23 protein-coding genes are annotated in these 21,884 nt (G+C 46.8%); 10 read left to right on the top strand and 13 right to left on the bottom strand.

The window, feature by feature from the left end; translation table 11 throughout:
* The 10 genes from hisD to B3797_RS16875 form a co-directional block, all read left to right on the top strand.
* Nucleotides 1-682, top strand: a 682-nt coding sequence (gene hisD, locus B3797_RS16920; RefSeq protein WP_311791668.1) for a histidinol dehydrogenase, incomplete at its 5' end; no start/stop codon positions are given.
* Nucleotides 679-1,755 (top strand): histidinol-phosphate transaminase, encoded by a 1,077-nt coding sequence (gene hisC, locus B3797_RS16915; RefSeq protein ID WP_311791667.1) that lies wholly within the window; start codon nucleotides 679-681, stop codon nucleotides 1,753-1,755. The genes hisD and hisC, both read left to right, overlap by 4 nt.
* The gene (gene hisB, locus B3797_RS16910; protein WP_311791666.1) at nucleotides 1,752-2,819 is read left to right on the top strand and encodes a bifunctional histidinol-phosphatase/imidazoleglycerol-phosphate dehydratase HisB; all 1,068 of its coding nucleotides are present in this window, start codon (nucleotides 1,752-1,754) and stop codon (nucleotides 2,817-2,819) included. The genes hisC and hisB overlap by 4 nt, the downstream gene beginning before the upstream one ends.
* Entirely contained in the window at nucleotides 2,819-3,409 is a 591-nt protein-coding gene (gene hisH / locus B3797_RS16905) for an imidazole glycerol phosphate synthase subunit HisH (protein WP_120453345.1), read from the top strand. The genes hisB and hisH overlap by 1 nt, the downstream gene beginning before the upstream one ends.
* Nucleotides 3,409-4,146 (top strand): 1-(5-phosphoribosyl)-5-[(5-phosphoribosylamino)methylideneamino]imidazole-4-carboxamide isomerase, encoded by a 738-nt coding sequence (hisA, locus tag B3797_RS16900; RefSeq protein WP_311791665.1) that lies wholly within the window; start codon nucleotides 3,409-3,411, stop codon nucleotides 4,144-4,146. Before hisH ends, hisA begins: the two co-directional genes overlap by 1 nt.
* Nucleotides 4,128-4,904 (top strand): imidazole glycerol phosphate synthase subunit HisF, encoded by a 777-nt coding sequence (hisF, locus tag B3797_RS16895; protein ID WP_311791664.1) that lies wholly within the window; start codon nucleotides 4,128-4,130, stop codon nucleotides 4,902-4,904. Before hisA ends, hisF begins: the two co-directional genes overlap by 19 nt.
* Nucleotides 4,898-5,509 carry a bifunctional phosphoribosyl-AMP cyclohydrolase/phosphoribosyl-ATP diphosphatase HisIE gene (gene hisIE, locus B3797_RS16890; protein WP_311791663.1) on the top strand — a complete coding sequence of 204 codons (612 nt, stop codon included), beginning with the start codon at nucleotides 4,898-4,900 and terminating at the stop codon, nucleotides 5,507-5,509. Before hisF ends, hisIE begins: the two co-directional genes overlap by 7 nt.
* Before the next feature lie 76 nt (nucleotides 5,510-5,585).
* Nucleotides 5,586-6,062, top strand: a complete 477-nt coding sequence (locus B3797_RS16885) for a YbaK/prolyl-tRNA synthetase associated domain-containing protein (protein ID WP_311791662.1) — start codon at nucleotides 5,586-5,588, stop codon at nucleotides 6,060-6,062.
* Between the two features lie 62 nt (nucleotides 6,063-6,124).
* Nucleotides 6,125-6,919 (top strand): ABC transporter substrate-binding protein, encoded by a 795-nt coding sequence (locus B3797_RS16880; protein ID WP_311782570.1) that lies wholly within the window; start codon nucleotides 6,125-6,127, stop codon nucleotides 6,917-6,919.
* Nucleotides 6,920-7,025: 106 nt separating this feature from the next.
* Entirely contained in the window at nucleotides 7,026-8,324 is a 1,299-nt protein-coding gene (locus tag B3797_RS16875) for a M14 family metallopeptidase (RefSeq protein WP_311782571.1), read from the top strand.
* Between the two features lie 33 nt (nucleotides 8,325-8,357).
* Here the strand turns inward: B3797_RS16875 and gndA are convergent, their stop codons facing one another.
* From gndA to rfbB, 13 genes are all read right to left on the bottom strand, one after another.
* Nucleotides 8,358-9,767, bottom strand: a complete 1,410-nt coding sequence (gndA, locus tag B3797_RS16870) for an NADP-dependent phosphogluconate dehydrogenase (protein WP_311791661.1) — start codon at nucleotides 9,765-9,767, stop codon at nucleotides 8,358-8,360.
* A gap of 283 nt (nucleotides 9,768-10,050) precedes the next feature.
* The gene (locus B3797_RS16865) at nucleotides 10,051-10,866 is read right to left on the bottom strand and encodes a glycosyltransferase family 2 protein (protein WP_311791660.1); all 816 of its coding nucleotides are present in this window, start codon (nucleotides 10,864-10,866) and stop codon (nucleotides 10,051-10,053) included.
* 8 nt (nucleotides 10,867-10,874) lie between these two features.
* Entirely contained in the window at nucleotides 10,875-11,801 is a 927-nt protein-coding gene (locus B3797_RS16860; protein WP_311791659.1) for a glycosyltransferase family 2 protein, read from the bottom strand.
* Between the two features lie 80 nt (nucleotides 11,802-11,881).
* On the bottom strand, nucleotides 11,882-12,901 hold the full coding sequence (gene galE, locus B3797_RS16855) for a UDP-glucose 4-epimerase GalE (protein ID WP_311791658.1): 1,020 nt from the start codon (nucleotides 12,899-12,901) through the stop codon (nucleotides 11,882-11,884).
* Nucleotides 12,902-12,903: 2 nt separating this feature from the next.
* Complete coding sequence (locus tag B3797_RS16850; RefSeq protein WP_311791657.1) at nucleotides 12,904-13,779, bottom strand: hypothetical protein; 876 nt, start codon at nucleotides 13,777-13,779, stop codon at nucleotides 12,904-12,906.
* Nucleotides 13,772-14,803, bottom strand: coding sequence for a glycosyltransferase family 2 protein (locus B3797_RS16845; RefSeq protein WP_311791656.1), 1,032 nt, complete (start codon nucleotides 14,801-14,803; stop codon nucleotides 13,772-13,774). Before B3797_RS16845 ends, B3797_RS16850 begins: the two co-directional genes overlap by 8 nt.
* A complete protein-coding gene (locus tag B3797_RS16840) occupies nucleotides 14,800-15,990 on the bottom strand; it encodes a methyltransferase domain-containing protein (protein ID WP_311791655.1) in 1,191 nt (396 codons plus the stop codon). The genes B3797_RS16845 and B3797_RS16840 overlap by 4 nt, the downstream gene beginning before the upstream one ends.
* On the bottom strand, nucleotides 15,980-17,263 hold the full coding sequence (locus tag B3797_RS16835) for an ABC transporter ATP-binding protein (RefSeq protein ID WP_311791654.1): 1,284 nt from the start codon (nucleotides 17,261-17,263) through the stop codon (nucleotides 15,980-15,982). Before B3797_RS16835 ends, B3797_RS16840 begins: the two co-directional genes overlap by 11 nt.
* Nucleotides 17,253-18,038, bottom strand: coding sequence for an ABC transporter permease (locus B3797_RS16830; protein WP_311791653.1), 786 nt, complete (start codon nucleotides 18,036-18,038; stop codon nucleotides 17,253-17,255). Before B3797_RS16830 ends, B3797_RS16835 begins: the two co-directional genes overlap by 11 nt.
* A 66-nt stretch (nucleotides 18,039-18,104) precedes the next feature.
* A complete protein-coding gene (gene rfbC / locus B3797_RS16825) occupies nucleotides 18,105-18,650 on the bottom strand; it encodes a dTDP-4-dehydrorhamnose 3,5-epimerase (protein ID WP_311791652.1) in 546 nt (181 codons plus the stop codon).
* On the bottom strand, nucleotides 18,647-19,531 hold the full coding sequence (gene rfbA / locus B3797_RS16820; protein ID WP_311791651.1) for a glucose-1-phosphate thymidylyltransferase RfbA: 885 nt from the start codon (nucleotides 19,529-19,531) through the stop codon (nucleotides 18,647-18,649). The genes rfbC and rfbA overlap by 4 nt, the downstream gene beginning before the upstream one ends.
* Nucleotides 19,532-19,578: 47 nt before the next feature.
* Nucleotides 19,579-20,466, bottom strand: coding sequence for a dTDP-4-dehydrorhamnose reductase (rfbD, locus tag B3797_RS16815; protein WP_311791650.1), 888 nt, complete (start codon nucleotides 20,464-20,466; stop codon nucleotides 19,579-19,581).
* The gene (rfbB, locus tag B3797_RS16810) at nucleotides 20,466-21,545 is read right to left on the bottom strand and encodes a dTDP-glucose 4,6-dehydratase (RefSeq protein ID WP_311791649.1); all 1,080 of its coding nucleotides are present in this window, start codon (nucleotides 21,543-21,545) and stop codon (nucleotides 20,466-20,468) included. The genes rfbD and rfbB overlap by 1 nt, the downstream gene beginning before the upstream one ends.
* Nucleotides 21,546-21,884: the final 339 nt, after the last annotated feature.

Here is a 21,884-nt window from a genome sequence, read left to right as displayed (position 1 = left end):
GGGCAACGCCTGGGTCACCGAGGCGAAACGTCAGGTGAGCCAGCGTCTCGACGGCGCGGCGATCGATATGCCCGCCGGCCCGTCGGAAGTGCTGGTTATCGCCGACGAAGGCGCAACGCCCGCCTTTGTCGCTTCCGATCTGCTTTCGCAGGCGGAACACGGCCCCGACTCCCAGGTAATTCTGCTGACGCCATCGCTGACGCTGGCTCAGAACGTCGCCGAAGCGGTCGAGACGCAGCTACAGGCCCTGCCGCGCGCTGCGACCGCGCGTCAGGCGCTGGCGAGCAGCCGTCTCATCGTCACGCGCGATCTTGAAGAGTGCGTGGCGATCTCCAATCAGTACGGCCCGGAGCATTTGATTATTCAGACGCGCCAGTCGCGCGATCTGGTGGACGCCATTACCAGCGCCGGTTCGGTGTTTCTTGGCGACTGGTCGCCGGAGTCGGCGGGCGATTACGCCTCTGGCACCAACCATGTGCTGCCGACCTACGGCTACACCGCCACTAGTTCCAGCCTCGGCCTGGCCGATTTTCAGAAGCGTATGACGGTGCAGGAGCTGACGCCGCAGGGCTTCCTGAATCTCGCTGCTACGATTGAAACCCTGGCCGCCGCTGAGCAGCTGGAGGCCCATAAAAACGCCGTTACCCTGCGCGTTGCCGCGCTGAATAAGGAGCAGGCATGAGCCGGAATATTGAACAGCTGGCGCGCGATAACGTGCGCGCCCTGACGCCCTACCAGTCCGCGCGCCGCCTGGGCGGCAACGGCGACGTCTGGCTCAACGCCAACGAATTTCCGCTGCCGGTGGAATTTGAGCTGTCGCAGCAGACGCTGAACCGCTACCCGGAATGTCAGCCGAAGCTTGTGATTGAGCGCTACGCCGCCTACGCGGGGCTGACGCCGGAACAGGTGCTGGTGAGCCGCGGCGCGGATGAGGGCATCGAACTGGTGATGCGCGCCTTCTGCGAGCCGGGCAAAGACGCGATTCTCTTCTGTCCGCCGACCTACGGCATGTACAGCGTCAGCGCGGAAACCATCGGCATTGAGTACCGCACCGTACCCGCGCTGGAGAACTGGCAGCTTAATCTGCCCGCCATCGCGGAACAGCTTGACGGCGTGAAAGTGGTCTATATGTGCAGCCCCAACAACCCGACCGGCAACCTGATCAACCCGGACGACATCCGCGCGCTGCTGGAGATGACCGCAGGAAAGGCGCTGGTGGTGGCCGATGAAGCCTATATTGAATTCTGTCCGCAGGCGACGCTGAGCGGCTGGCTGAAGGATTACCCGCACCTGGTGATCCTGCGCACGCTGTCAAAAGCCTTTGCGCTGGCCGGTCTGCGCTGCGGCTTTACCCTGGCGAACTCGCCGGTCATCGACCTGCTGATGAAGGTGATCGCGCCCTACCCGCTGGCAACGCCGGTCGCCGACGTCGCCGGTCAGGCGCTGAGCGACCAGGGCATCGCGCTGATGCGCCAGCACGTCGCCGAGCTGAACGCCAGCCGCGCCTGGCTGCTGGAGCAGCTCTCCCGGCTCAGCATCGTGCAGCAGGTCTTCCCGAGCGAAACCAACTATATTCTGGCGCGCTTCGACAATTCGCCTGCGGTGTTTAAATCCCTGTGGGATCAGGGCATTATTCTGCGCGACCAGAACAAAAATCCGGGCCTTGCGGGATGTCTGCGCATCTCAATCGGCACGCGTAAAGAGTGCGAGCGCCTGATCGCCGCGTTACAGGCTTTATCTGTGGAGAGAGCATGAGTCAGAAGACCCTTTTTATCGATCGCGACGGCACCATTATCGCCGAGCCGCCTGAGGATTTTCAGGTGGATCGTCTGGAAAAGCTGGCGTTTGAAGCCAACGTCATCCCGGCGCTGCTGGCTCTGCAGAGCGCCGGTTACCGCCTGGTGATGATCACCAATCAGGACGGGCTGGGCACCAGCAGCTTTCCGCAGGCGGATTTCGACGGCCCGCATAACCTGATGATGCAGGTGCTCAGCTCGCAGGGCATCCGCTTTGACGACGTGCTGATCTGTCCGCATAAGCCGGAAGATAACTGCGACTGCCGCAAGCCAAAGACCAAAATGGTCGAGGCGTGGCTGGCGGAAGGCGCTATCGACGTGGCAAACAGCTATGTTATTGGCGACCGGCTGACCGATATCCAGCTGGCGCAGAATATGGGCATTCAGGGTATCCGCTTCGGCCGCGAAGGCGAGGACTGGAACGCTATCCAGGCGCGACTGACTCGACGTGACCGCCATGCGCTGGTTAACCGCAACACCAAAGAGACGCAGATTCAGGTCGAGGTCTGGCTGGACCGCGAAGGCGGCAGCAAAATCAACACCGGCGTCGGCTTCTTCGACCATATGCTGGACCAGATTGCGGTACACGGCGGCTTCCGCATGAATATCGAAGTCAAAGGCGATCTCTATATCGACGATCACCACACCATTGAAGATACCGGGCTGGCGCTCGGCGAGGCGCTGCTGAAAGCGCTGGGCGACAAGCGCGGCATTGGCCGTTTCGGCTTTGTGCTGCCGATGGATGAGTGTCTGGCGCGCTGCGCGCTCGATATCTCCGGCCGCCCGCACCTCGAATTCAAGGCGGAATTCAGCTATCAGCGCGTCGGCGATATGAGCACCGAGATGGTGGAGCACTTCTTCAGCTCGCTCTCCTACGCCATGATGAGCACCCTGCACCTTAAAACCAAGGGCAAAAACGATCACCACCGCGTGGAGAGCCTGTTCAAAGCCTTCGGCCGCACGCTGCGCCAGGCGATCCGCGTTGAGGGCAACACCCTGCCCAGCTCGAAAGGAGTGCTGTAATGAACGTGGTGATCCTCGATACCGGCTGCGCCAACCTCTCCTCGGTCAAGTGGGCGGTGGAGCGTCTTGGCTACACGCCCGACGTCAGCCGCGATCCTGACGTGGTGCTGCGTGCCGACAAGCTGTTTCTGCCGGGCGTCGGCACCGCGCAGGCGGCGATGAATCAGCTGGAAGAGCGCGACCTTGTGGATCTGATCAAAGCCTGCACCCAGCCGGTGCTGGGCATCTGCCTCGGCATGCAGCTGCTGGGCAGCAGCAGCGAAGAGAACGGCGGCATCAATACCCTCGGCATTATCGACGCGGCCTGCGGGCTGATGGATACCCAGGGCCTGCCGCTGCCGCATATGGGCTGGAACCAGATTATCGCTCAGGCGGGCAATCACCTGTTTCGTGGCATCGATGAAGAGAGCTATTTCTACTTCGTGCACAGCTACGCCATGCCGGTGAACGCCAGCACCATCGCCCAGTGCGATTACGGCCAGCCCTTCACCGCGGCGGTGCAGAAAGATAACTTCTTTGGCGTACAGTTCCACCCCGAGCGCTCCGGCAAAGCGGGCGCGCAGCTGCTGAAAAACTTCCTGGAGATGTGATGATTATCCCCGCGTTAGATTTAATTGACGGCAAAGTGGTGCGTCTGCATCAGGGCGATTATGGCCAGCAGCGCGATTACGGCAGCGATCCGCTGCCGCGCCTGCAGGAGTATGCCAGCCAGGGCGCGAAGGTGCTGCATCTGGTAGACCTGACCGGCGCAAAGGATCCGGCGCAGCGCCAGATCCCGCTGCTGCAAACGCTGCTTAACGGCGTTGAGGCGATTGTGCAGGTCGGCGGCGGCATTCGCACGCGCGACGACGTCAGGGCGCTGCTGGATGCCGGCGCCAGCCGCGTCGTGGTCGGCTCCACGGCGGTGAAAGAGCCGGAGGAAGTGAAAAAGTGGTTTAGCGAGTTCGGTCCAGAGGCGATCGTGCTGGCGCTGGATGTGCGCATCGACGCGGCGAACCGTAAAGAGGTCGCCATCAGCGGCTGGCAGGAAGCGGCGGGCGTCACGCTGGAAGAGGTTATCGCGCAGTTTGCGCCGGTGGGCCTGAAGCATGTGCTCTGCACCGATATTTCGCGCGACGGCACCCTGAGCGGCTCTAACGTCGCGCTCTATCAGGAAATAACGGCGCGCTATCCCGATATTGCGTTTCAGTCTTCCGGCGGCATCGGCGGCATTGAGGATATCGCGGCGCTGCGCGGCAGCGGCGTTAAGGGCGTGATCGTCGGTCGCGCCTTACTGGAAGGTAAATTTACGGTTTCGGAGGCTATCGCATGCTGGCAAAACGCATAATTCCCTGTCTTGACGTGCGCGACGGTCAGGTCGTCAAAGGCGTCCAGTTCCGCAACCATGAGATCATCGGCGATATCGTGCCGCTGGCGCAGCGCTACGCGCAGGAAGGCGCGGACGAACTGGTCTTCTACGATATCACCGCCTCCAGCGACGGCCGCGTGGTCGACAAAAGCTGGGTGTCGCGCGTGGCGGAAGTGATCGATATCCCCTTCTGCGTGGCGGGCGGCATTAAAAGCGAGCAGGACGCGGCGCGCATTCTGGAATTCGGCGCCGACAAAATCTCTGTTAACTCACCTGCGCTGGCCGATCCTTCGCTTATCACCCGCCTGGCGGATCGCTTCGGCGTGCAGTGCATCGTGGTGGGAATTGATACCTGGTTTGACGAGGCCAGCGGCAAATACCATGTTAACCAGTATACCGGCGACGAAGCGCGCACGCGCGTCACCCAGTGGGAAACCCTGGAGTGGGTGCAGGAGGTGCAAAAGCGGGGCGCAGGCGAAATCGTACTGAACATGATGAACCAGGATGGCGTACGCAACGGCTACGATCTGGTGCAGCTGAAAAAAGTACGCGACGTCTGCAACGTGCCGCTGATCGCCTCCGGCGGCGCAGGCACCATGCAGCACTTCCTTGACGCTTTTGAACAGGCGAACGTCGACGGCGCGCTGGCCGCCTCGGTGTTCCATAAGCAAATTATTAATATTGGCGAGCTGAAGGGCTTTCTGAAAGAGAACGGAGTGGAGATTCGCGCGTGTTAACTGAAGAGCAACTGGCCCGCCTCGACTGGGTCAAAACCGAGGGCATGATGCCCGTTATCGTGCAGCACAACGTTTCCGGCGAAGTGCTGATGCACGGCTATATGAATCAGGACGCGCTGGCGAAAACCCTGAGCGAAGGCAACGTCACCTTTTTCTCGCGCACTAAACAGCGTCTCTGGACCAAAGGCGAAAGCTCCGGCCATTTCCTTAAGGTTGTGAGCATCACGCCGGACTGCGACAACGACACATTGCTGGTGCTGGCCGATCCTGTCGGCCCGACCTGCCACCGCGGCACCTCAAGCTGCTTCTCGCCCGCTGTGCCCGACTGGGCCTTTCTTTATCAGCTTGAGCAGCTGCTGGCGTCGCGCAAAAGCGCCGATCCCGCCAGCTCCTACACCGCACAGCTCTATGCCAGTGGCACCAAGCGTATCGCGCAGAAAGTGGGTGAAGAAGGCGTCGAGACCGCGCTGGCAGCGACGGTTAACGACCGCCACGAGCTGACTAACGAGGCTTCTGACCTGCTCTATCACCTGCTGGTGCTGCTACAGGACCAGGATCTCGACCTTAGCGCCATCATTAATAATCTGCGCGCGCGTCATAAGTAGCCAGGTTACGTTGCTCAAGACCGGGAAATCCACCGGGCCTTGAGCAACAACGAGCGTATTTTTCTCAGGAACCGCGATGACTACCCATGAAAAACTGCTCGCCCTGCTGGATCGGCATCAGGCGCGCTATCGGCTGATAACGCATGAAGCGACCGGCAAATGCGAGGCGGTGGCGGCAATCCGCGGCACCGCGGTGGGCCAGGGCGCAAAAGCGCTGGTGTGCCACGTCAAAGGCAACGGCGTCAAACAGCATGTGCTGGCGGTGCTGCCCGCAGATCAGCAGGCGGATTTAACCAGAGTGGCGGAGGCGGTTGGCGGTCGGCGCGCCTCGCTCGCCAGCCCGGCGGAAGTGGATATGCTGACCGGCTGTGTGTTCGGCGCTATTCCGCCCTTCTCTTTTCACCCCGATTTGACGCTGGTGGTCGATCCGCTGCTGTTCGAGCGTTTTGAGGAGATCGCCTTTAACGCCGGGCGGCTGGACAGGTCGGTCATAGTCAATACCGACGATTATCGCCGCCTCTGTAATGCTAACGTAGTGAAAATAATCCAGTAATTGTCATCGTGATAGCAGGCAGGTACTCTGCTTAATTCAACATCACGATAAAAGAAGATTAAATGGCTATTTACACTCCCTCACGTCTGCGCGCTGCGCTGATGACTGCTCTGCTGGCAGGCTGCGCCTTTGGCGCGCAGGCGAAAATCGAACAGGTACGCTTCGCGGTCGATCCGACCTATCCCCCGTTTGAATCCAAAACCTCGCAGGGCAAGCTGGTCGGCTTCGATATCGATCTGGGCAATGCGCTGTGCCAGCAGATGCAGGCAAAATGCGTCTGGGTGGAAAGTCAGTTCGACGGCATGATCCCGGCGCTCAAGGCGCGTAAGTTTGACGCCATCCTGTCAGATATGGGCATTACCGAAGAGCGTCTGAAGCAGATCGACTTTACCGTACCGCTCTATGACACCCATACCCAGCTGATTGCGCGTAAAGGTTCCGGCCTGCTGCCGACCGCCGAGTCGCTGAAGGGTAAAACTGTTGGCGTGGAGCAAGGCACGGTGCAGGAGCGTTACGCGCGCGCCAAATGGCAGCCGTATGGCGTGAACGTCGTGCCCTATGGCGATCAGGCACAGGTAGAGAGCGACCTTATCTCTGGCCGCCTGGATGTGGTATTTACCGATGCGGCGCAGGCGGCAAACGGCTTCCTGAAACATCCACAGGGCAAAGATTTCGAACTGGCCGGCCCGATTGTACAGGATCCGATTATCGGTCCGGGAACCGCGATTGGCCTGCGTAAAGGCGATACCGAACTGAAAACCGCGCTGGATAATGCCTTCGCCGAAATCAAAAAGAACGGCACCTTCGACAAGATCCAAAAGCAGTACTTCGCTACTGACATTTCTGTCCAGCCGTAACCCTGGAGCGACGCAACTGGTCGCCCGCTTTAATTCGGCACTATACTTTTCTTCATTTCCAGGGCGCAGCTGCGCCCCTTCTAAATGACAGGATACTCAGCGCCTTATGCATCAACAACATCATCCTCTTCTTAGCGCCTCGCTGGGCACTCAGCGCGAAATCGTCAGCTTTCACTTCGGCGAAGAAAAACACAAGCAGGTTTATATCCAGGCGTCGCTACACGGCGACGAGATCCCCGGTATGGCAGTCGCCTGGTTTCTTAAGCAGAAGCTGGCGGCGCTGGAGTCCGCCGGCAGGCTGCGCGCGAGCTTTACGCTGGTGCCGGTGGCGAACCCGCTGGCGCTGAGCCAGCACTGGAACGGCACGCATCTGGGACGTTTTCACTGCGAGTCTGGTCAGGACTTCAACCGTCGCTTCCCCGCGCTGGGCGAAAAGCTGGCGGCGGAGCTGGCCGGCTCGCTGTCGCCGAACGAAGGCGACAACAAGCGGCTGATCCGCGATGCGATCGATCGCCACTATCGCGATGTAATCGCCAAAAACGAACTGGAGGCGCAGCGGTTTACCCTGATGCGCATGGCGAGCCAGGCAGATCTGATGATTGATTTGCACTGCGACTGGGAAGCGCTGCCCCATCTCTACACCACGCCGCACGCCTGGCCCGATATCGAGCCGCTGGCGCGCTGGCTGGGCAGCGAGGTGCAGCTGCTGGCGCAGGTTTCAGGCGGGGAACCCTTCGATGAAGCCTGCTGCGAGCCCTGGCTGACGCTGGCGGAACGCTTTGGCGACAGCTATCCAATGCCGCGCGGCCTCCTGCCGGTAACGCTTGAGCTACGCGGGGTACGTGATGTCGATCCTGACCAGGCGGAGCATGACGCGGATGCGATTATCGCTGCGCTGCGCGAAGGCGGTTATATCGCGGCTGAAGAGACCCTGATATCAGCAGAAGTGGCCGCCCCGGTGATTGGCGGCGATGAGCTGGCGCTGGTGACGGCCAACGCTGACGATATTGCAGGTATGGCGGAGAGCAGCGCCGCGGCGAGCGCGCTGGAAGCGGTGGATATGCCAGAAGAGATGGGCGTTATTAAGCAGCGTCACACTGAAGGCGCAGCCGCCGTCTCCCCTGCCCTTAAACATCCCGCAACGCCGCTGGCAGGCTGCGAGTATATTCATTCGCCGGTATCGGGCCTGATTCTGCATCGCAAAAAACTGGGCGCGCATATTCGTCCGGGTGAAGTGGTCGCTGAGGTCGTCGATCCGATAACCGACAGCGTGACGCCGCTGGTGGCAGAGCACGGCGGTGTGCTCTATGCAAGGCACTGGGCGAAGTTCGCGACGGCGGGCATGCTGGTGGTCAGGCTGGCGGGAGATAAAGAGATTAGGAGCGGGGATTTGCTGGTGGGATAAAAAAAGGCTTCCTTATGGAAGCCTTTTTAATGATTAGTCCAGCCACTCGGTGTGGAACACACCTTCTTTATCGATGCGCTTATAGGTATGCGCGCCGAAGTAGTCGCGCTGCGCCTGAATCAGGTTAGCGGGCAATACTTCTGAACGATAGCTGTCGTAGTAAGCGATAGCGGCAGAAAAAGTCGGGGTCGGGATACCGTTTTGCACTGCATAAGCGACTACGTCGCGCAGCGCCTGCTGGTATTCGTCAGCGATATTCTTGAAGTAAGGTGCCAGCAGCAGGTTCGCAATATTGGCGTTTTCTGCATAGGCATCGGTGATCTTCTGCAGGAACTGCGCGCGAATGATGCAGCCAGCACGGAAGATTTTCGCGATTTCGCCGTAGTGCAGATCCCAGCTGTACTGCTCGGAAGCAGCACGCAGCTGTGAGAAGCCCTGCGCATAAGAGACGATTTTGCCCAGGTAAAGCGCGCGACGCACTTTCTCAATAAATTCCGCTTTGTCACCGGTGAAAGCCTGCGCCTGCGGGCCGCTTAACACTTTAGATGCGGCAACACGCTGTGTCTTCAGAGAAGAAAGGTAGCGGGCAAAAACAGACTCGGTAATCAGAGAGAGCGGCTCGCCGAGATCCAGTGAGCTCTGGCTGGTCCATTTACCGGTACCTTTGTTAGCGGCTTCATCCAGGATGACGTCAACCAGGTAGTTACCTTCATCATCTTTCTTAGTGAAGATATCTTTGGTGATGTCAATCAGGTAGCTGCTCAGCTCGCCGTTATTCCACTCGGTGAAGGTTTTCGCCAGCTCTTCGTTGCTCAGACCCAGCGCGCCTTTCAGTAGCGCATAAGCTTCGGCAATCAGCTGCATGTCGCCATATTCGATACCGTTATGCACCATCTTCACGTAGTGGCCAGCGCCGTCTGGACCGATATAGGTCACACAGGCTTCGCCATCTTCAGCGCGGGCAGCGATTTTGTCCAGAATCGGCGCAACCAGCTCGTAAGCCTCTTTCTGTCCGCCAGGCATGATAGATGGACCTTTCAGGGCGCCCTCTTCACCGCCGGAAACACCAGTACCGATGAAGTTGAAGCCCTGCTCAGAGAGCTCTTTGTTACGACGGATGGTGTCTTCGTAGAAGGTGTTGCCGCCGTCGATCAGGATGTCACCTTTGTCGAGATGCGGGGTCAGGGAAGCGATAGTTTTATCAGTCGCTTCGCCCGCCTGTACCATCAGCAGGATACGACGAGGTTTCTCAAGGGACTCTACAAACTCTTCGATGGTGTAGTAAGGCGCGAGTTTCTTGCCCTGGTTTTCTGCGATGACTTCGTCAGTCTTTTCACGTGAACGGTTGAAGATAGAGACGGTGTAACCGCGGCTCTCAATGTTGAGAGCCAGGTTACGACCCATCACTGCCATACCTACAACGCCGATCTGTTGCTTGGACATTACATACTCCTGTTTTGAGTCGCACTTTTAATGCACAACTTGAGAATAAAGCAATAAATATAATAACTTATAAAAGACGCAAGGTTTAGAAAATAATGCGGTTTAGAGTAAATAACATTCAGATCACTCGTGAGAACAAATTCCATCAAGAGCAATCAGTTCAAAAGCGTCACTTAACAAACAAACAAAGCAAAAATCAAAATAAATAATAGATTAGAATTCTAATGAATAGCTTTTGAAAACAACGTAATTTGAAGTAATAAATCGAGCCATTTAATAAAAATCAGTCTTTGGTCCGCGGCAAATCAGATAGGCATTTTAAATTTTGAGAGTTTCTATCCGGATCATATATCCACCCCCACTTATTAAAGTATTTACAAGCCGATTTTAGGTGATAGACTAAAAACTTTAAATCTTTATAAGAGCGCCTTTGTGATTCATGTATTACAGTTGAATCAGGACAATATCTTATAGAAAAGCCGGCCGATGTTATTCGCCGTGATAAATCCACATCTTCTAGATACATAAAATATCGAGAATCAAAACCACCTGTCCCTTTAAGGGACCTGTTACTCAATAGCATAAAACAGCCAGATATCGATGGCGCATAAAAGGATTTTGTATAATCTGCATCAGCCAGTTCATATTTTTTATTAAAATGAAAAGACAGGGTTGGAAAAAATCTTCTCATAAATAATTGCAAAGGAGAAGGTAAAAGTTTGCAACTATGCTGAATGCGGCCGTCAGGATATACTATCTTAGGTGTAGCTAAATCTACTAAATGCCTTATACTAAAATCATAAAGTTTGTCAAACTCACCATGCTCAAAGAATATATCTGGATTACATATAAGGAAGTATTTAAAATGTTCCTTATATCTTTCAATCGTAAGATTATGACCAGCGCCAAAACCGGCATTAATTTCACAAGAAAACACTTCTATTTTCTCATTAGATAGCTCTGATAACCAACCACAATGTGAACCGTTATCTAAAATGACCACTCTAGAAATACTGTCTTCAGAAATCAAACATTTGATTGTTTTTTCAACATCTTTCCAGGAATGCTTATATAACACTAGAGAAGCAATAACACTCATATTATACCTTATAATTTATTAAAGATGGCGTAACAGAAATTTGTTATGTTCCCCAGCAATGTTTGATGGTGCAACCCTGAATGGATATATATATGTAAACGTTTAAATAAACTTGACGATCTCATCTGAAAAAAAACATTAATAATATTAATAGCCTCTGTCGTCAAATATTCTTTAATTGATAACAAGTTTTTTAAATTAACATTATTCCATAGAATTTTTTGCCCATCATTTATTGTCTGTTTAAAATTCATAAATCGATTTGATAAGTGCATACCATTCCCAATCAGGTTATTCCCATGCTGCCGATAAAGAATAGTTGGCTTTTTATCATAAAATACAGTTCCTCCGCAGCCGGTTACGACTTGATACAAACTCCAGTCGTGAACTATTAATGGCTTGCCAGCAAAGAGCCTGAGTAATTCCCTTGCTTTTTTGTTGAAAACCATTGTATTGCCGCTAGCAATATTCTGAATAATTGAGTTTCCAAAACAGGGTTTCTTTACAAAATGTGGCGAAAGTCCGACAGGTAGGCTATTTTCATCAATTAAAGAAGTCCTTGAGCAGTACATGGCAGCTTTATCATTATCTAGTTTACTTAGAAAGTTCAATGCTGTTTCTAACTTGTCTTCTAACCAAATATCGTCCTGATCAGAGAAAGCAAAAAAATCAGCCTCGATATCAGAATTGTCAATTAATGCCATAAAATTTCTAGCAAAGCCTAATCTAGGCCCATTGAATATGGAGCATCGAGAATTTTTCGACTGGAAAGCATATAAATATTCCAGAGTTTTATCTTGAGAACCATCGTCTGAAACGTAAAGATGCCAGTTTTTGTGACTTTGACCGACAAATGAATTGAGCTGCTGTAATAAATAATTATCACCATTATAGGTGGCCATTAAAATCGCAACTGAGCATGAATGTTGATCCATAATCGCCTTGGTTTTGGACTTCAGTAAGAGCAATTAACTCTAAGAACAAGTAATGGTTGTTAAATAAATATTTTTTATTGTCAACCACAATACCCGTTTGGGTTTTGTTTTTGCCATCTCCAAGCGTCTTCCAGCATTTCTTTAATCCCTCTAGTTGCTCTCCAGTTAAGTACTTCATTAGCTAATGTAGGATCTGACCAACATTCGGCTATATCACCTTCGCGCCTCGCGGTGATTTCATAAGGTATTTTGACACCTGCAATTTTTTCGAAATTATATATAAGTTCAAGTACGGAATAGCCACAACCTGTTCCTAAATTAAAGACATACAGGTTTTTATTATTTTTATTATGATTCAATGCAGCGATATGACCTTCAGCTAAATCCATGACGTGTATATAATCACGTACACCTGTACCATCTGAAGTAGCATAATCGTTCCCAAAGACTTTCAATACTGATAATTTTCCCACTGCAACTTGAGTTATGTAAGGTAAAATATTATTCGGTATACCTTTAGGCGACTCACCTATCATGCCTGAATTATGTGCTCCAACTGGATTAAAATACCTTAATATTTTAACCTTAAGATTTTCATTTGCATTACAAATATCAACCAAGGCTTTTTCAACAAAATACTTGGAGGTTCCATAAGGATTGGTTGTTCCCCCAGTTTTACAATCCTCTGTAAGAGGTATTGCAGATGGGCTTCCATAAACTGTAGCCGATGAGCTGAAAATAAACTCATTTACCTGATATTTATTCATTACATCAAGCAGCTTTAAGGTGCCACTAAAATTCACATCGTAATATTCTAAAGGATGTTTAACAGACTCTCCAACAGATTTAAGACCAGCAAAGTGTATAACGCTTTTTATATCTCTGTTAGATTCAAATACTTTTTTTAAGAAAGATACATCTCTAATATCACCTTCATAAAAATCAAAATCTTTTCCAGTTAATTTCTTCACACGCTCTAGAGATGCTTCAGAAGAATTTACGAAATTGTCGACTACTACGACTTTGAATCCAGCTTCAAGTAGAGATAAAACTGTATGTGATCCAATATAACCTGCACCGCCAGTAACGAGAACACTCATATTTAATCCCTCTTAATGTCACTAATGATAAAAGCGTTCGATGAAAGATCAAAGGTATCAACTATATGGTTGGTGTCAATATTTTCAGACTCTTTTAATTGATTAAAAGCATTCAATATACTAATGTGGTTTGGATCTGCAATTTTAATTAAATGGTTATATTTAGGCTTTTCTTTAAGAAACATGTCTAATCCAACAGAGCTTTCAGTTATAACTCTCGAACCTCCAGCCAAACCTAATAAAATTCGAGGCTCAAAATTATCGCAATCATCTGCAGCAAAGTTCAGTACGACTTTCGAGCGAGAAATGTAAGAAGATAACTCTGACCAGCTTAAACCATTTTCAATCCAGACAAATTTTATATTAAGCTCTTTAAGCTTTGAGAATATATTTATTCTCCGATGGGATGCTCGACCAAAAAAAAGAATATCAATATCTCTAATATTTCCCGTGTTGAATAAGGATGTATTTACTGGAAGATAATGATAATTGAAATCAAGCCCCATGGCTTCCAAAAACCCTTTTCTTGACCTATCGTAATGATAATAATTAGAATAAGGAAATACATCTCTCAAACAGTGCATAAATTTTTTCACACCAAGCCATTGTGAGTATTTATTACAGAATGGATTGTCTGGATAAATTTCACTAGAGTACTCTATTTGATAAATACTTCTCAGCTTATATAATTGGGACCGGACTATATCACCACGGAAAACATATAGTAGATCAGGATTTATATCACTACAAAAATCTATCAATGTGCGATCATCTTTCCATGGATCATAATTAAAAGCCTGGATATTATTATCTGTAAAGGCAAAATGCGGTGAAAACCACTCAGTAGGTCCTATGTTAATTACCTTTAATTTAGTCATTATAAGTAAACCAATTAAAACGTTCAGAATAGAATTCGTTAAAGTTAAATTTTATGAGTTCGCTTTGATCATATATGACTTTTTCTTTTAATTTAACTTCAACGTGAGTATGCCATCCCAAGCTTTCTCTCTCGCTTGCAGAGCGCTCTAATCTTTTAGGCGAATACTTACTTTTTGCGTGCGCAACTGAACGAATGCTGTAATGAAAACGAGGCAAACGTATAGGGAATACTTTTTTAGCATCAAAGTTTACATCATGTCCGCCCATACTGCTTAAATCAACTTTTTCATCTCCTTGCAGCCAGATTTTATTTTGAAGGCCATAAGATATTATTGGCGATAACCGATAATATTTAAAATGAGTGACTGGATCACCAATAGTGAAAGAATCGTCGATAGGTGTAAAATCAATCATCCTTAAGGGTACGACATTATACCCCATTCTTGAAACTGCTTCTAAGACGTACCTGATATCAACATTTTGAAAAGGAGTAATTGTTATTTCATCGCTATCTTGATGAAGAATCCATCGGCCTTTAAAATTCAAGGCAATTTCGCTTTTTAAATCTAGCATTGCCTTCCAAAGATAGCTCTCTGTAGGCCCTTCAAAAGGGAAACGATGTATCTCAAGTATCGAATTTAGTTCTTTTTTTAACTTCTCAATGATTGGCCAAGTGCCATCATTAGACCAATTATCTATAACAATTTGTTCAAAACCTAGTTCTTCGTTTTTCCGTATAATCGCTTCAATGATGTCATGATCATTATAAGTAGTCATAATTAACACAGGTTTGAGAAGCGATGCATCTTCTACTTTTGCTTTAATGACTTCACGGTTAAGTTGATTGAAAGTTCTGTAGTGAAAATCATAATTACTGATAGATTTTTTATAATTTTTTATCCAGTTAGAATAACGATATAATGAAAGCATATTTTCAATGAAAGGGACTTTCTCAACAGTTTTGCGATATCCTTTTCTTACCAAATTGTTATTCTTTAAAAAGTTTATTGCTTTACGTTTCATTTTACTTTACCACCAAAAGCTAACTCAACAATGAAGTTTTTACGAGTAATATTCTCGTGCCAATTACCAAGATGTTGCAAAAGAATATCCTCATCACCGCGATGATTTTTCTGCATTGTCGAATCAGTCAGGCCTATAATGTTAAACGGATATATATTTAGATTTGGTGAATTGCCAGAAAATATCTCATTCAAAATACTTCCTTTAACTGCAGCAATAGGCTCGTCAGCACTATTGATATGCATGAAAGACTTTCCTATTTTCATACCATCTTTAGTTATAACATCAACTACAAGTTTAGTTTTCGATATAACATTAAAGCCATGATTATCTGCCAACGATATCTGCTCATCGACAGGAACTCTTAGCATAAGAGGCATCATAATAGTAGCATCGTTGTTTAGTAGATACCATGTATCATTTTCGAACTCTCGAAAGTCTAGCTCAACTGTAATATTCTTTAAATTCTTAATATTATACTCATTTTGGCAAGCCAAATTTTGGTTAAGAGTATGTGATATGGGTTCATACTCAAAGTACTTGCTGATGATACATAAAAGTGTTGCTTTTACGTTATTTAGATCATTTGAAATGGTCAACCCTGCGAGCAATCTATTCGTGAAGCCATAATCCATTAGCATTCTTGTAAATTCATCGAGTGTCCATTCTCTTACATGATATGGATTTGCAGGAGGACCATAGTCAAAAAGGCCTCTTTCTTCAGCACGATCCGGCGTTGATAGTACTATCGCCTTAGTCAAGCTTTTACATCTCATCAAAAACTCGATTAAAATCTCAGGTTTTAATAGATGTTCAATAACGTCACTACAAATAATAACTGAATCTTTCAGTTTATCTTCATCGATATCCGGAATTTCTACATCAAAGTCAGCCGTTATATATTCCGCAAAATCATATTTTTTTGAAATATTATTAATGATGAATTCATGATCTATCATGATCACTTTACAATCTGGACTATAATCTCTAACTTCAGCAACCTTAACGCCATCGCCACATCCGATATCGATTAAATATTTTGCGCCTGTTTTTTTTACAATTTCGAAAGCAGACTTATAGACCAACGGCTGGTAAATTGTAGAATTTAATGAGTCATGACCATCCACATATTTAAGATAATTAATTCGGGAGTTATAATCTACAGGAAGTCGATAATTATTTTTCATTTATTATCTCTGCAATGCAATTGTTTAATTGAATATAACCAGCCTGAGGAGAGTCTACTGTATTTGATATCCTAAGTGTAAAAGCATCATATACATGCGCTAATACTTCGCTGTTTCCGGGAACGCCATCATCCAAGCCAATAGCAATTAAATAATCACCAGGCCTAACGGAGGGAACGTCAACTCTGAATCTAATAATTCCTTGCAATCCAATATTAACTTCATTTAAGTATTCAACGCCACTATTATCGGTATTGTAGTGAAAAATAGGCTGATTTACTTCATTAAACATACCAATCGCCCATAATGGCTTGTTTACTTTATAAGCCATGACATATTTAGCTTCAACAATAAGGCTAAATTGTTTTGACTCAAACGAATGAGGATTAAGTTCACCATCAATTGAAACTTTTACCGCAGTAAAGTTAAACCCTTCTTTACATTCGATATGATTGCTGCTGCTTAACTTATTGAACCCAGACTCTGACTCAAACTGTACTTTGGTATCAACTTTTATACTTTCATTATTTTCATTGTCCAATCCACCAACCATAAAATTCTCATATGCTCGGACAACCTTTTTTGGCTCACCATCTAATTTAACCGCGCCGTCTTGTAACCAAATAGCCCTATCACAAAATAACTCTACCATTCTGGGACTGTGAGATACGAAAACAAAAGTACAGCCTTGCTCCCTTAACTTTTGGATTAACCTTAGGCATTTGGTTTGAAACTGCAGATCACCAACAGACAGGGCTTCATCAACTATTAAAATGTCAGGTTCCATTTGAGAGGCAATAGCAAACGCGAGACGTATAAACATTCCGCTTGAATAAACTTTAACTGGTTGATCGATAAAGCTACCAATATCTGCAAAGTCGATGATATTTTGCAATTTTTGCTCAGTTAACTTCACCCCATAAATACTTGAGCTTATTTCAATATTTTCTCTACCTGAAAACTCAGGATTAAATCCCGCGCCTAGCTCTAATAAAGCAGATACGTTTCCATTTACAACGATTTTCCCGCTCGATGGCGGAATAATACCAGCTAAAATCTGTAATAACGTTGACTTACCAGCACCATTTTTACCTAATATACCTATTGACTCACCTTTTTTTACCTTAAGGTTAAAATTCTTAAGCGCGAAAAAAGTAGTATTTTTCCCAAATTTTCCACCAGAAAATATATCCATAAACCTATGCTTTGGGCTAGCATACATTTTATATTGCTTTGAAATATTTTCAATTATAAGACTGTATTCAGAGGACATCTGCAAAACCTTTTTTTGATTTCATAAAGAACAAGTATCCAAAAATAGCAACTATTAGTGAAAATAAAATCGTGTTTATAAAATCATTTAATGCAGGGATTGTTCCAAATATACAAACTTGTCGCACCATTTCTATAGTGCTTGCAATTGGATTAAGATGAAAGAAAACTCTGAACTTTTCAGGAACCGCTGTAACTGAATAAAACACAGGCGAACAAAACATGAGCAACATTACTACTACGCCTATAAACTGCCCCACATCTCTAAAATATACGCCTAATGCTGATATAAGCCAACTCCCTCCTAATCCAATCAAGATAACAGGAAGGATATAAATAGGTAATAATACAATCGTAGCTGGCGGTAAACCATGGAAATAAGAATTCAATATAATCCAAGGCACAAACCCCATACAAAAATTAAACACAGCCGAAATAACATTAATTACTGGCAATATAGCAACTGGGAAGATAACTTTTTTTACAAAGTTAGCATTACCTGTAATAAGCCATGGGGAGCGTGAGACACAGTCCGAGAAAATATTATAGGTTAGCATTCCGATAAAAAGTACAATTGCAAAATCTCCTGAAGTTGTGTCGAAACCTACCCAACGAGATTTAAAAACGCTTCCAAAAACAAATGTGTAAACAAGTAAAAGCAATAAAGGAGTTATGACAGCCCACAAGTACCCTAAAAGTGAGCCTTTATATCGCGAAGCTATTTCTCTTTTAGCCAAATCAATCGTAAGCTTTATTACAGGTTTAATTTTACTCATGTTTTACTCGTATTGACAACAAACCATTCTTTAATACTTCATAGCAGTCGTTCAGTAAATGTTGATTTATAGATAAACAGCATCTTTGAACGCTTTCCCGCAACTATCTTTAGCAGAAACAACTGGAGGATTATCTTTATTGAATGGCCACTTGATATTCAGCTGTTTATCATCCCATATTATTGAATGCTCATGTTCTGGAGTATAATAGTTTGTACATTTATAAACGAACTCTGCAGATTCGCTAGTCACATAAAACCCATGAGCAAATCCTTCAGGAATCCATAATTGTTTTTTGTTGTCAGCTGAAAGGTATACACCTACCCATTGCCCAAAGGTAGGGGACGATTCACGCATATCTACTGCAACATCATAAACCTCGCCATCAACTACGCGCACAAGTTTTCCTTGTGTATTTACAGTTTGATAATGTAGGCCGCGCAGAATATTTTTTGACGATTTTGAATGGTTATCCTGGACAAACTTACGAGAGCAAACTAATTTATTAAACTTTTCATGTGACCAAGTTTCCATAAAAAAGCCTCGTTCATCCCCAAACACAGTAGGCTCGATTATTTTTACGTCTGGTATGCTAGTATTAACGACAATCATTTTAGTTTTCCATCGTAAATTGACATGAGATACTTGCCATACTCATTATTCAAATAAGGTTGCGCTAATTTTTTTAGTTGCTCGGCGTCAATGAATCCTAATCGGTAGCTAATTTCTTCAGGACAAGCTACTTTTAATCCTTGCCGCGTTTCGATAGTTTGAATAAAATTATTTGCTTCAATTAGACTTTGATGAGTGCCAGTATCAAGCCAAGCGTGACCACGCCCCATTATTGAGACCGAGAGCTCACCTTTTTGCAAGTAGAGGTTATTGATATCGGTAATCTCCAACTCGCCACGCGGTGAGGGTTTAAGGTTTTTTGCCATTTCAACTACTTGATTATCATAGAAGTAGAGACCTGTAACAGCATAGCTGCTGCGTGGCTCTTTCGGCTTTTCTACTAATGAGATTGCTTTGCCTAATTCATCAAACTCAACGACTCCGTAACGTTCTGGGTCATGAACATGATAGGCAAATACTGTAGCTCCTTTACTTTTCTGACACGTTTCTTCTAACTGCTTATAAAGGTCGTGACCATAGAAGATATTGTCGCCGAGAATAAGTGCAACCGGATCCTCGCCAATAAACTCTTCGCCAATTATAAATGCCTGGGCCAGCCCGTCAGGGCTTTTCTGAATTTTATACTGTATATCCAGTCCCCACTGCGACCCATTGCCCAGCAAGGCCTCAAATCTTGGCGTATCTTGTGGCGTGCTAATAATCAAAATTTCTCGAATACCTGCCAGCATAAGTGTACTAAGCGGGTAATAAATCATCGGTTTATCATACACCGGTAGGAGTTGCTTACTTACAGCCATTGTTACCGGGTAAAGGCGAGTTCCTGAGCCGCCAGCGAGAATAATACCTTTATTCTTTTTCACATTATCACCTTAAATTCGGGGAATTTAACATTACCCTTTGCTTTTTATTATTCGAGAATTTCATTTAACATACGTTCAACACCCATTTGCCATTCTGGTAAGGTTAGATTGAAAGTACGTCGGAATTTTTCTGTATTAAGCCGGGAGTTTTCTGGTCGTTTAGCTGGTGTAGGAAACGAACTAGTAGGCACCGGATTAATAGTCTGGACTTTTAATTCTACGCCTTTTTCTCTGGCTATGTTGATCACTTTAGTAGCATAGGCATGCCATGTAGTTTCGCCTGATGCAATTAAATGATAGATACCTGCAACGTTGTTATTCACAATAGCTGTTCTAATTGCATGCGCCGTACAATCAGCAATCAGATCTGCACCTGTTGGCGCACCATATTGGTCATTGATTACAGAAAGAGTATCGCGCTCTTTTGCCAGTTTAATCATTGTTTTAGCAAAGTTATTACCTTTTGCCGCGTAAACCCAGCTAGTCCGAAATATCAGGTGACGCGCGCAATAACGTTGAATTGCTTTTTCACCTTCTAACTTAGTCTGACCATAAACACTCAATGGGCCTGTTGCATCCTCTTCTCTCCAGGCCATGATGCCCTGACCATTAAACACGTAGTCTGTTGAGTAATGGATAAACCATGCACCAACTTCTTCTGCTGCTTTAGCGATTTCACTAACCGCTAATGTATTGATGCATTTAGCGCTTTCTTGTTCACTTTCAGCTTTATCAACAGCTGTATAAGCGGCTGCATTGACAATAATTTGCGGATTAATGGCTCTGACCGTTTCTGCTACACCCTCCGGGTCATTGAAATTGCCACAGTAGCGAGTGGAACGCGAATCAAGAGCTATCACATTACCTAATGGCGCGAGCGCACGTTGTAATTCCCAGCCTACCTGACCATTTTTGCCAAACAATAAAATATTCATCAATCGCGCTTCTCGTAGTTTTGTTCGATCCAGTTTTGATAAGCGCCACTTTTGACATTGTTTACCCAGTCAGCATTAGAAAGATACCACTCGACCGTTTTACGTAGACCCGTTTCAAAAGTTTCCGCAGGCTTCCAACCCAGCTCACGCTGAATTCTACTTGAGTCGATAGCATAACGGCGGTCATGGCCTGGTCGGTCAGCTACATAAGTGATCTGTTGCTGATATTTTTCAGGCTTCGGCATCAATTCATCAAGTAATTCACACACCTTGTAAACCACATCAATGTTTTTCTTTTCGTTGTGACCACCGATGTTATAAGTCGTACCCGGCTGAGCCTGAGTTACGACGATATAGAGTGCGCGAGCATGGTCTTCAACATAGAGCCAGTCACGAATTTGATCGCCTTTTCCATAAATCGGAAGAGGTTTGCCTTCCAGGGCGTTGCTGATAATTAAAGGAATCAGCTTCTCTGGAAAATGATACGGACCGTAATTGTTAGAACAGTTTGTAATGATAACCGGCAATTTATAGGTTCTTCCCCAGGCACGTACCAGATGGTCACTGGCTGCTTTGGTGGAAGAGTATGGGCTGCTGGGTGCGTATGGCGTAGTTTCCGTGAAGAGAGGCAGCTCACCACTCATTTCATCTGGATGCGGCAGATCGCCATAGACTTCATCAGTAGAGATATGATGAAAACGAAACGCTTGTTTGCGCTGTTCATCAAGCCCAGACCAATATTGGCGACTTGCTTCTAGCAGGCTATAAGTGCCAACAACATTGGTTTGGACGAATTCTGCTGGCCCAGTGATTGAGCGGTCAACATGGCTTTCCGCTGCAAGATGCATAACAACATCGGGCTGAAACTCATTCAGAATGGCTGAAATCGTCGCAGTATCGCAGATATCTGCCTGTCGGAACTGATAGCGCGAGCTGTCTGCTACCTCTTTTAATGATTCGAGATTGCCAGCATAAGTCAGCTTATCCACATTAATGACTTCATCCTGAGTTTCATTGATGATGTGCCTGACAACTGCCGATCCAATAAAGCCCGCGCCACCCGTTACTAAAATCTTCATAGTTTTCCATTCATCCTTTACGACACCCATACCTGCGCCCATTCAGAAGCAACTCAAACGCTTAGCTGCAGGATAGAACTGAATATTGTTTACACCATGTGTTTAAAGCAAGCTACTGGCTGATTCGGTTTGAACTGAAAAGCTCAGTTGAACATAGAACAAGCCAAAGCTTAATAAGGCACCGCCAGATCCCTTAACTGACAGGTCATACTAGCATCGATGGCTAAATATTAGCCAAAAAGAGAGAAAATGACCACGCTACCGCCCTTGGCATGCAAGCGCCAATGCAATATGCGAAAATATATTATTACTACTAACCTTTATACTTCGTATACTATT

Origin of the sequence: Pantoea sp. UBA5923 (assembly GCF_002431095.1) — a bacterium.
Taxonomy (GTDB): domain Bacteria; phylum Pseudomonadota; class Gammaproteobacteria; order Enterobacterales; family Enterobacteriaceae; genus Pantoea; species Pantoea piersonii.
The sequence above is the reverse complement of the archived record's forward strand: the minus strand, read 5'-3'. Positions and strand labels throughout refer to the sequence as shown.

Bases quoted from the DNA above. Each gene is read 5' to 3' on its own strand.
- hisC (WP_311791667.1), top strand. From the start codon at position 679: ATGAGCCGGAATATTGAACAGCTGGCGCGCGATAACGTGCGCGCCCTG.
- hisB (WP_311791666.1), top strand. From the start codon at position 1,752: ATGAGTCAGAAGACCCTTTTTATCGATCGCGACGGCACCATTATCGCC.
- hisH (WP_120453345.1), top strand. From the start codon at position 2,819: ATGAACGTGGTGATCCTCGATACCGGCTGCGCCAACCTCTCCTCGGTC.
- hisA (WP_311791665.1), top strand. From the start codon at position 3,409: ATGATTATCCCCGCGTTAGATTTAATTGACGGCAAAGTGGTGCGTCTG.
- hisF (WP_311791664.1), top strand. From the start codon at position 4,128: ATGCTGGCAAAACGCATAATTCCCTGTCTTGACGTGCGCGACGGTCAG.
- B3797_RS16885 (WP_311791662.1), top strand. From the start codon at position 5,586: ATGACTACCCATGAAAAACTGCTCGCCCTGCTGGATCGGCATCAGGCG.
- B3797_RS16880 (WP_311782570.1), top strand. From the start codon at position 6,125: ATGGCTATTTACACTCCCTCACGTCTGCGCGCTGCGCTGATGACTGCT.
- B3797_RS16875 (WP_311782571.1), top strand. From the start codon at position 7,026: ATGCATCAACAACATCATCCTCTTCTTAGCGCCTCGCTGGGCACTCAG.
- gndA (WP_311791661.1), bottom strand. From the start codon at position 9,767: ATGTCCAAGCAACAGATCGGCGTTGTAGGTATGGCAGTGATGGGTCGT.
- B3797_RS16865 (WP_311791660.1), bottom strand. From the start codon at position 10,866: ATGAGTGTTATTGCTTCTCTAGTGTTATATAAGCATTCCTGGAAAGAT.
- B3797_RS16860 (WP_311791659.1), bottom strand. From the start codon at position 11,801: ATGGATCAACATTCATGCTCAGTTGCGATTTTAATGGCCACCTATAAT.
- galE (WP_311791658.1), bottom strand. From the start codon at position 12,901: ATGAGTGTTCTCGTTACTGGCGGTGCAGGTTATATTGGATCACATACA.
- B3797_RS16850 (WP_311791657.1), bottom strand. From the start codon at position 13,779: ATGACTAAATTAAAGGTAATTAACATAGGACCTACTGAGTGGTTTTCA.
- B3797_RS16845 (WP_311791656.1), bottom strand. From the start codon at position 14,803: ATGAAACGTAAAGCAATAAACTTTTTAAAGAATAACAATTTGGTAAGA.
- B3797_RS16840 (WP_311791655.1), bottom strand. From the start codon at position 15,990: ATGAAAAATAATTATCGACTTCCTGTAGATTATAACTCCCGAATTAAT.
- B3797_RS16835 (WP_311791654.1), bottom strand. From the start codon at position 17,263: ATGTCCTCTGAATACAGTCTTATAATTGAAAATATTTCAAAGCAATAT.
- B3797_RS16830 (WP_311791653.1), bottom strand. From the start codon at position 18,038: ATGAGTAAAATTAAACCTGTAATAAAGCTTACGATTGATTTGGCTAAA.
- rfbC (WP_311791652.1), bottom strand. From the start codon at position 18,650: ATGATTGTCGTTAATACTAGCATACCAGACGTAAAAATAATCGAGCCT.
- rfbD (WP_311791650.1), bottom strand. From the start codon at position 20,466: ATGAATATTTTATTGTTTGGCAAAAATGGTCAGGTAGGCTGGGAATTA.
- rfbB (WP_311791649.1), bottom strand. From the start codon at position 21,545: ATGAAGATTTTAGTAACGGGTGGCGCGGGCTTTATTGGATCGGCAGTT.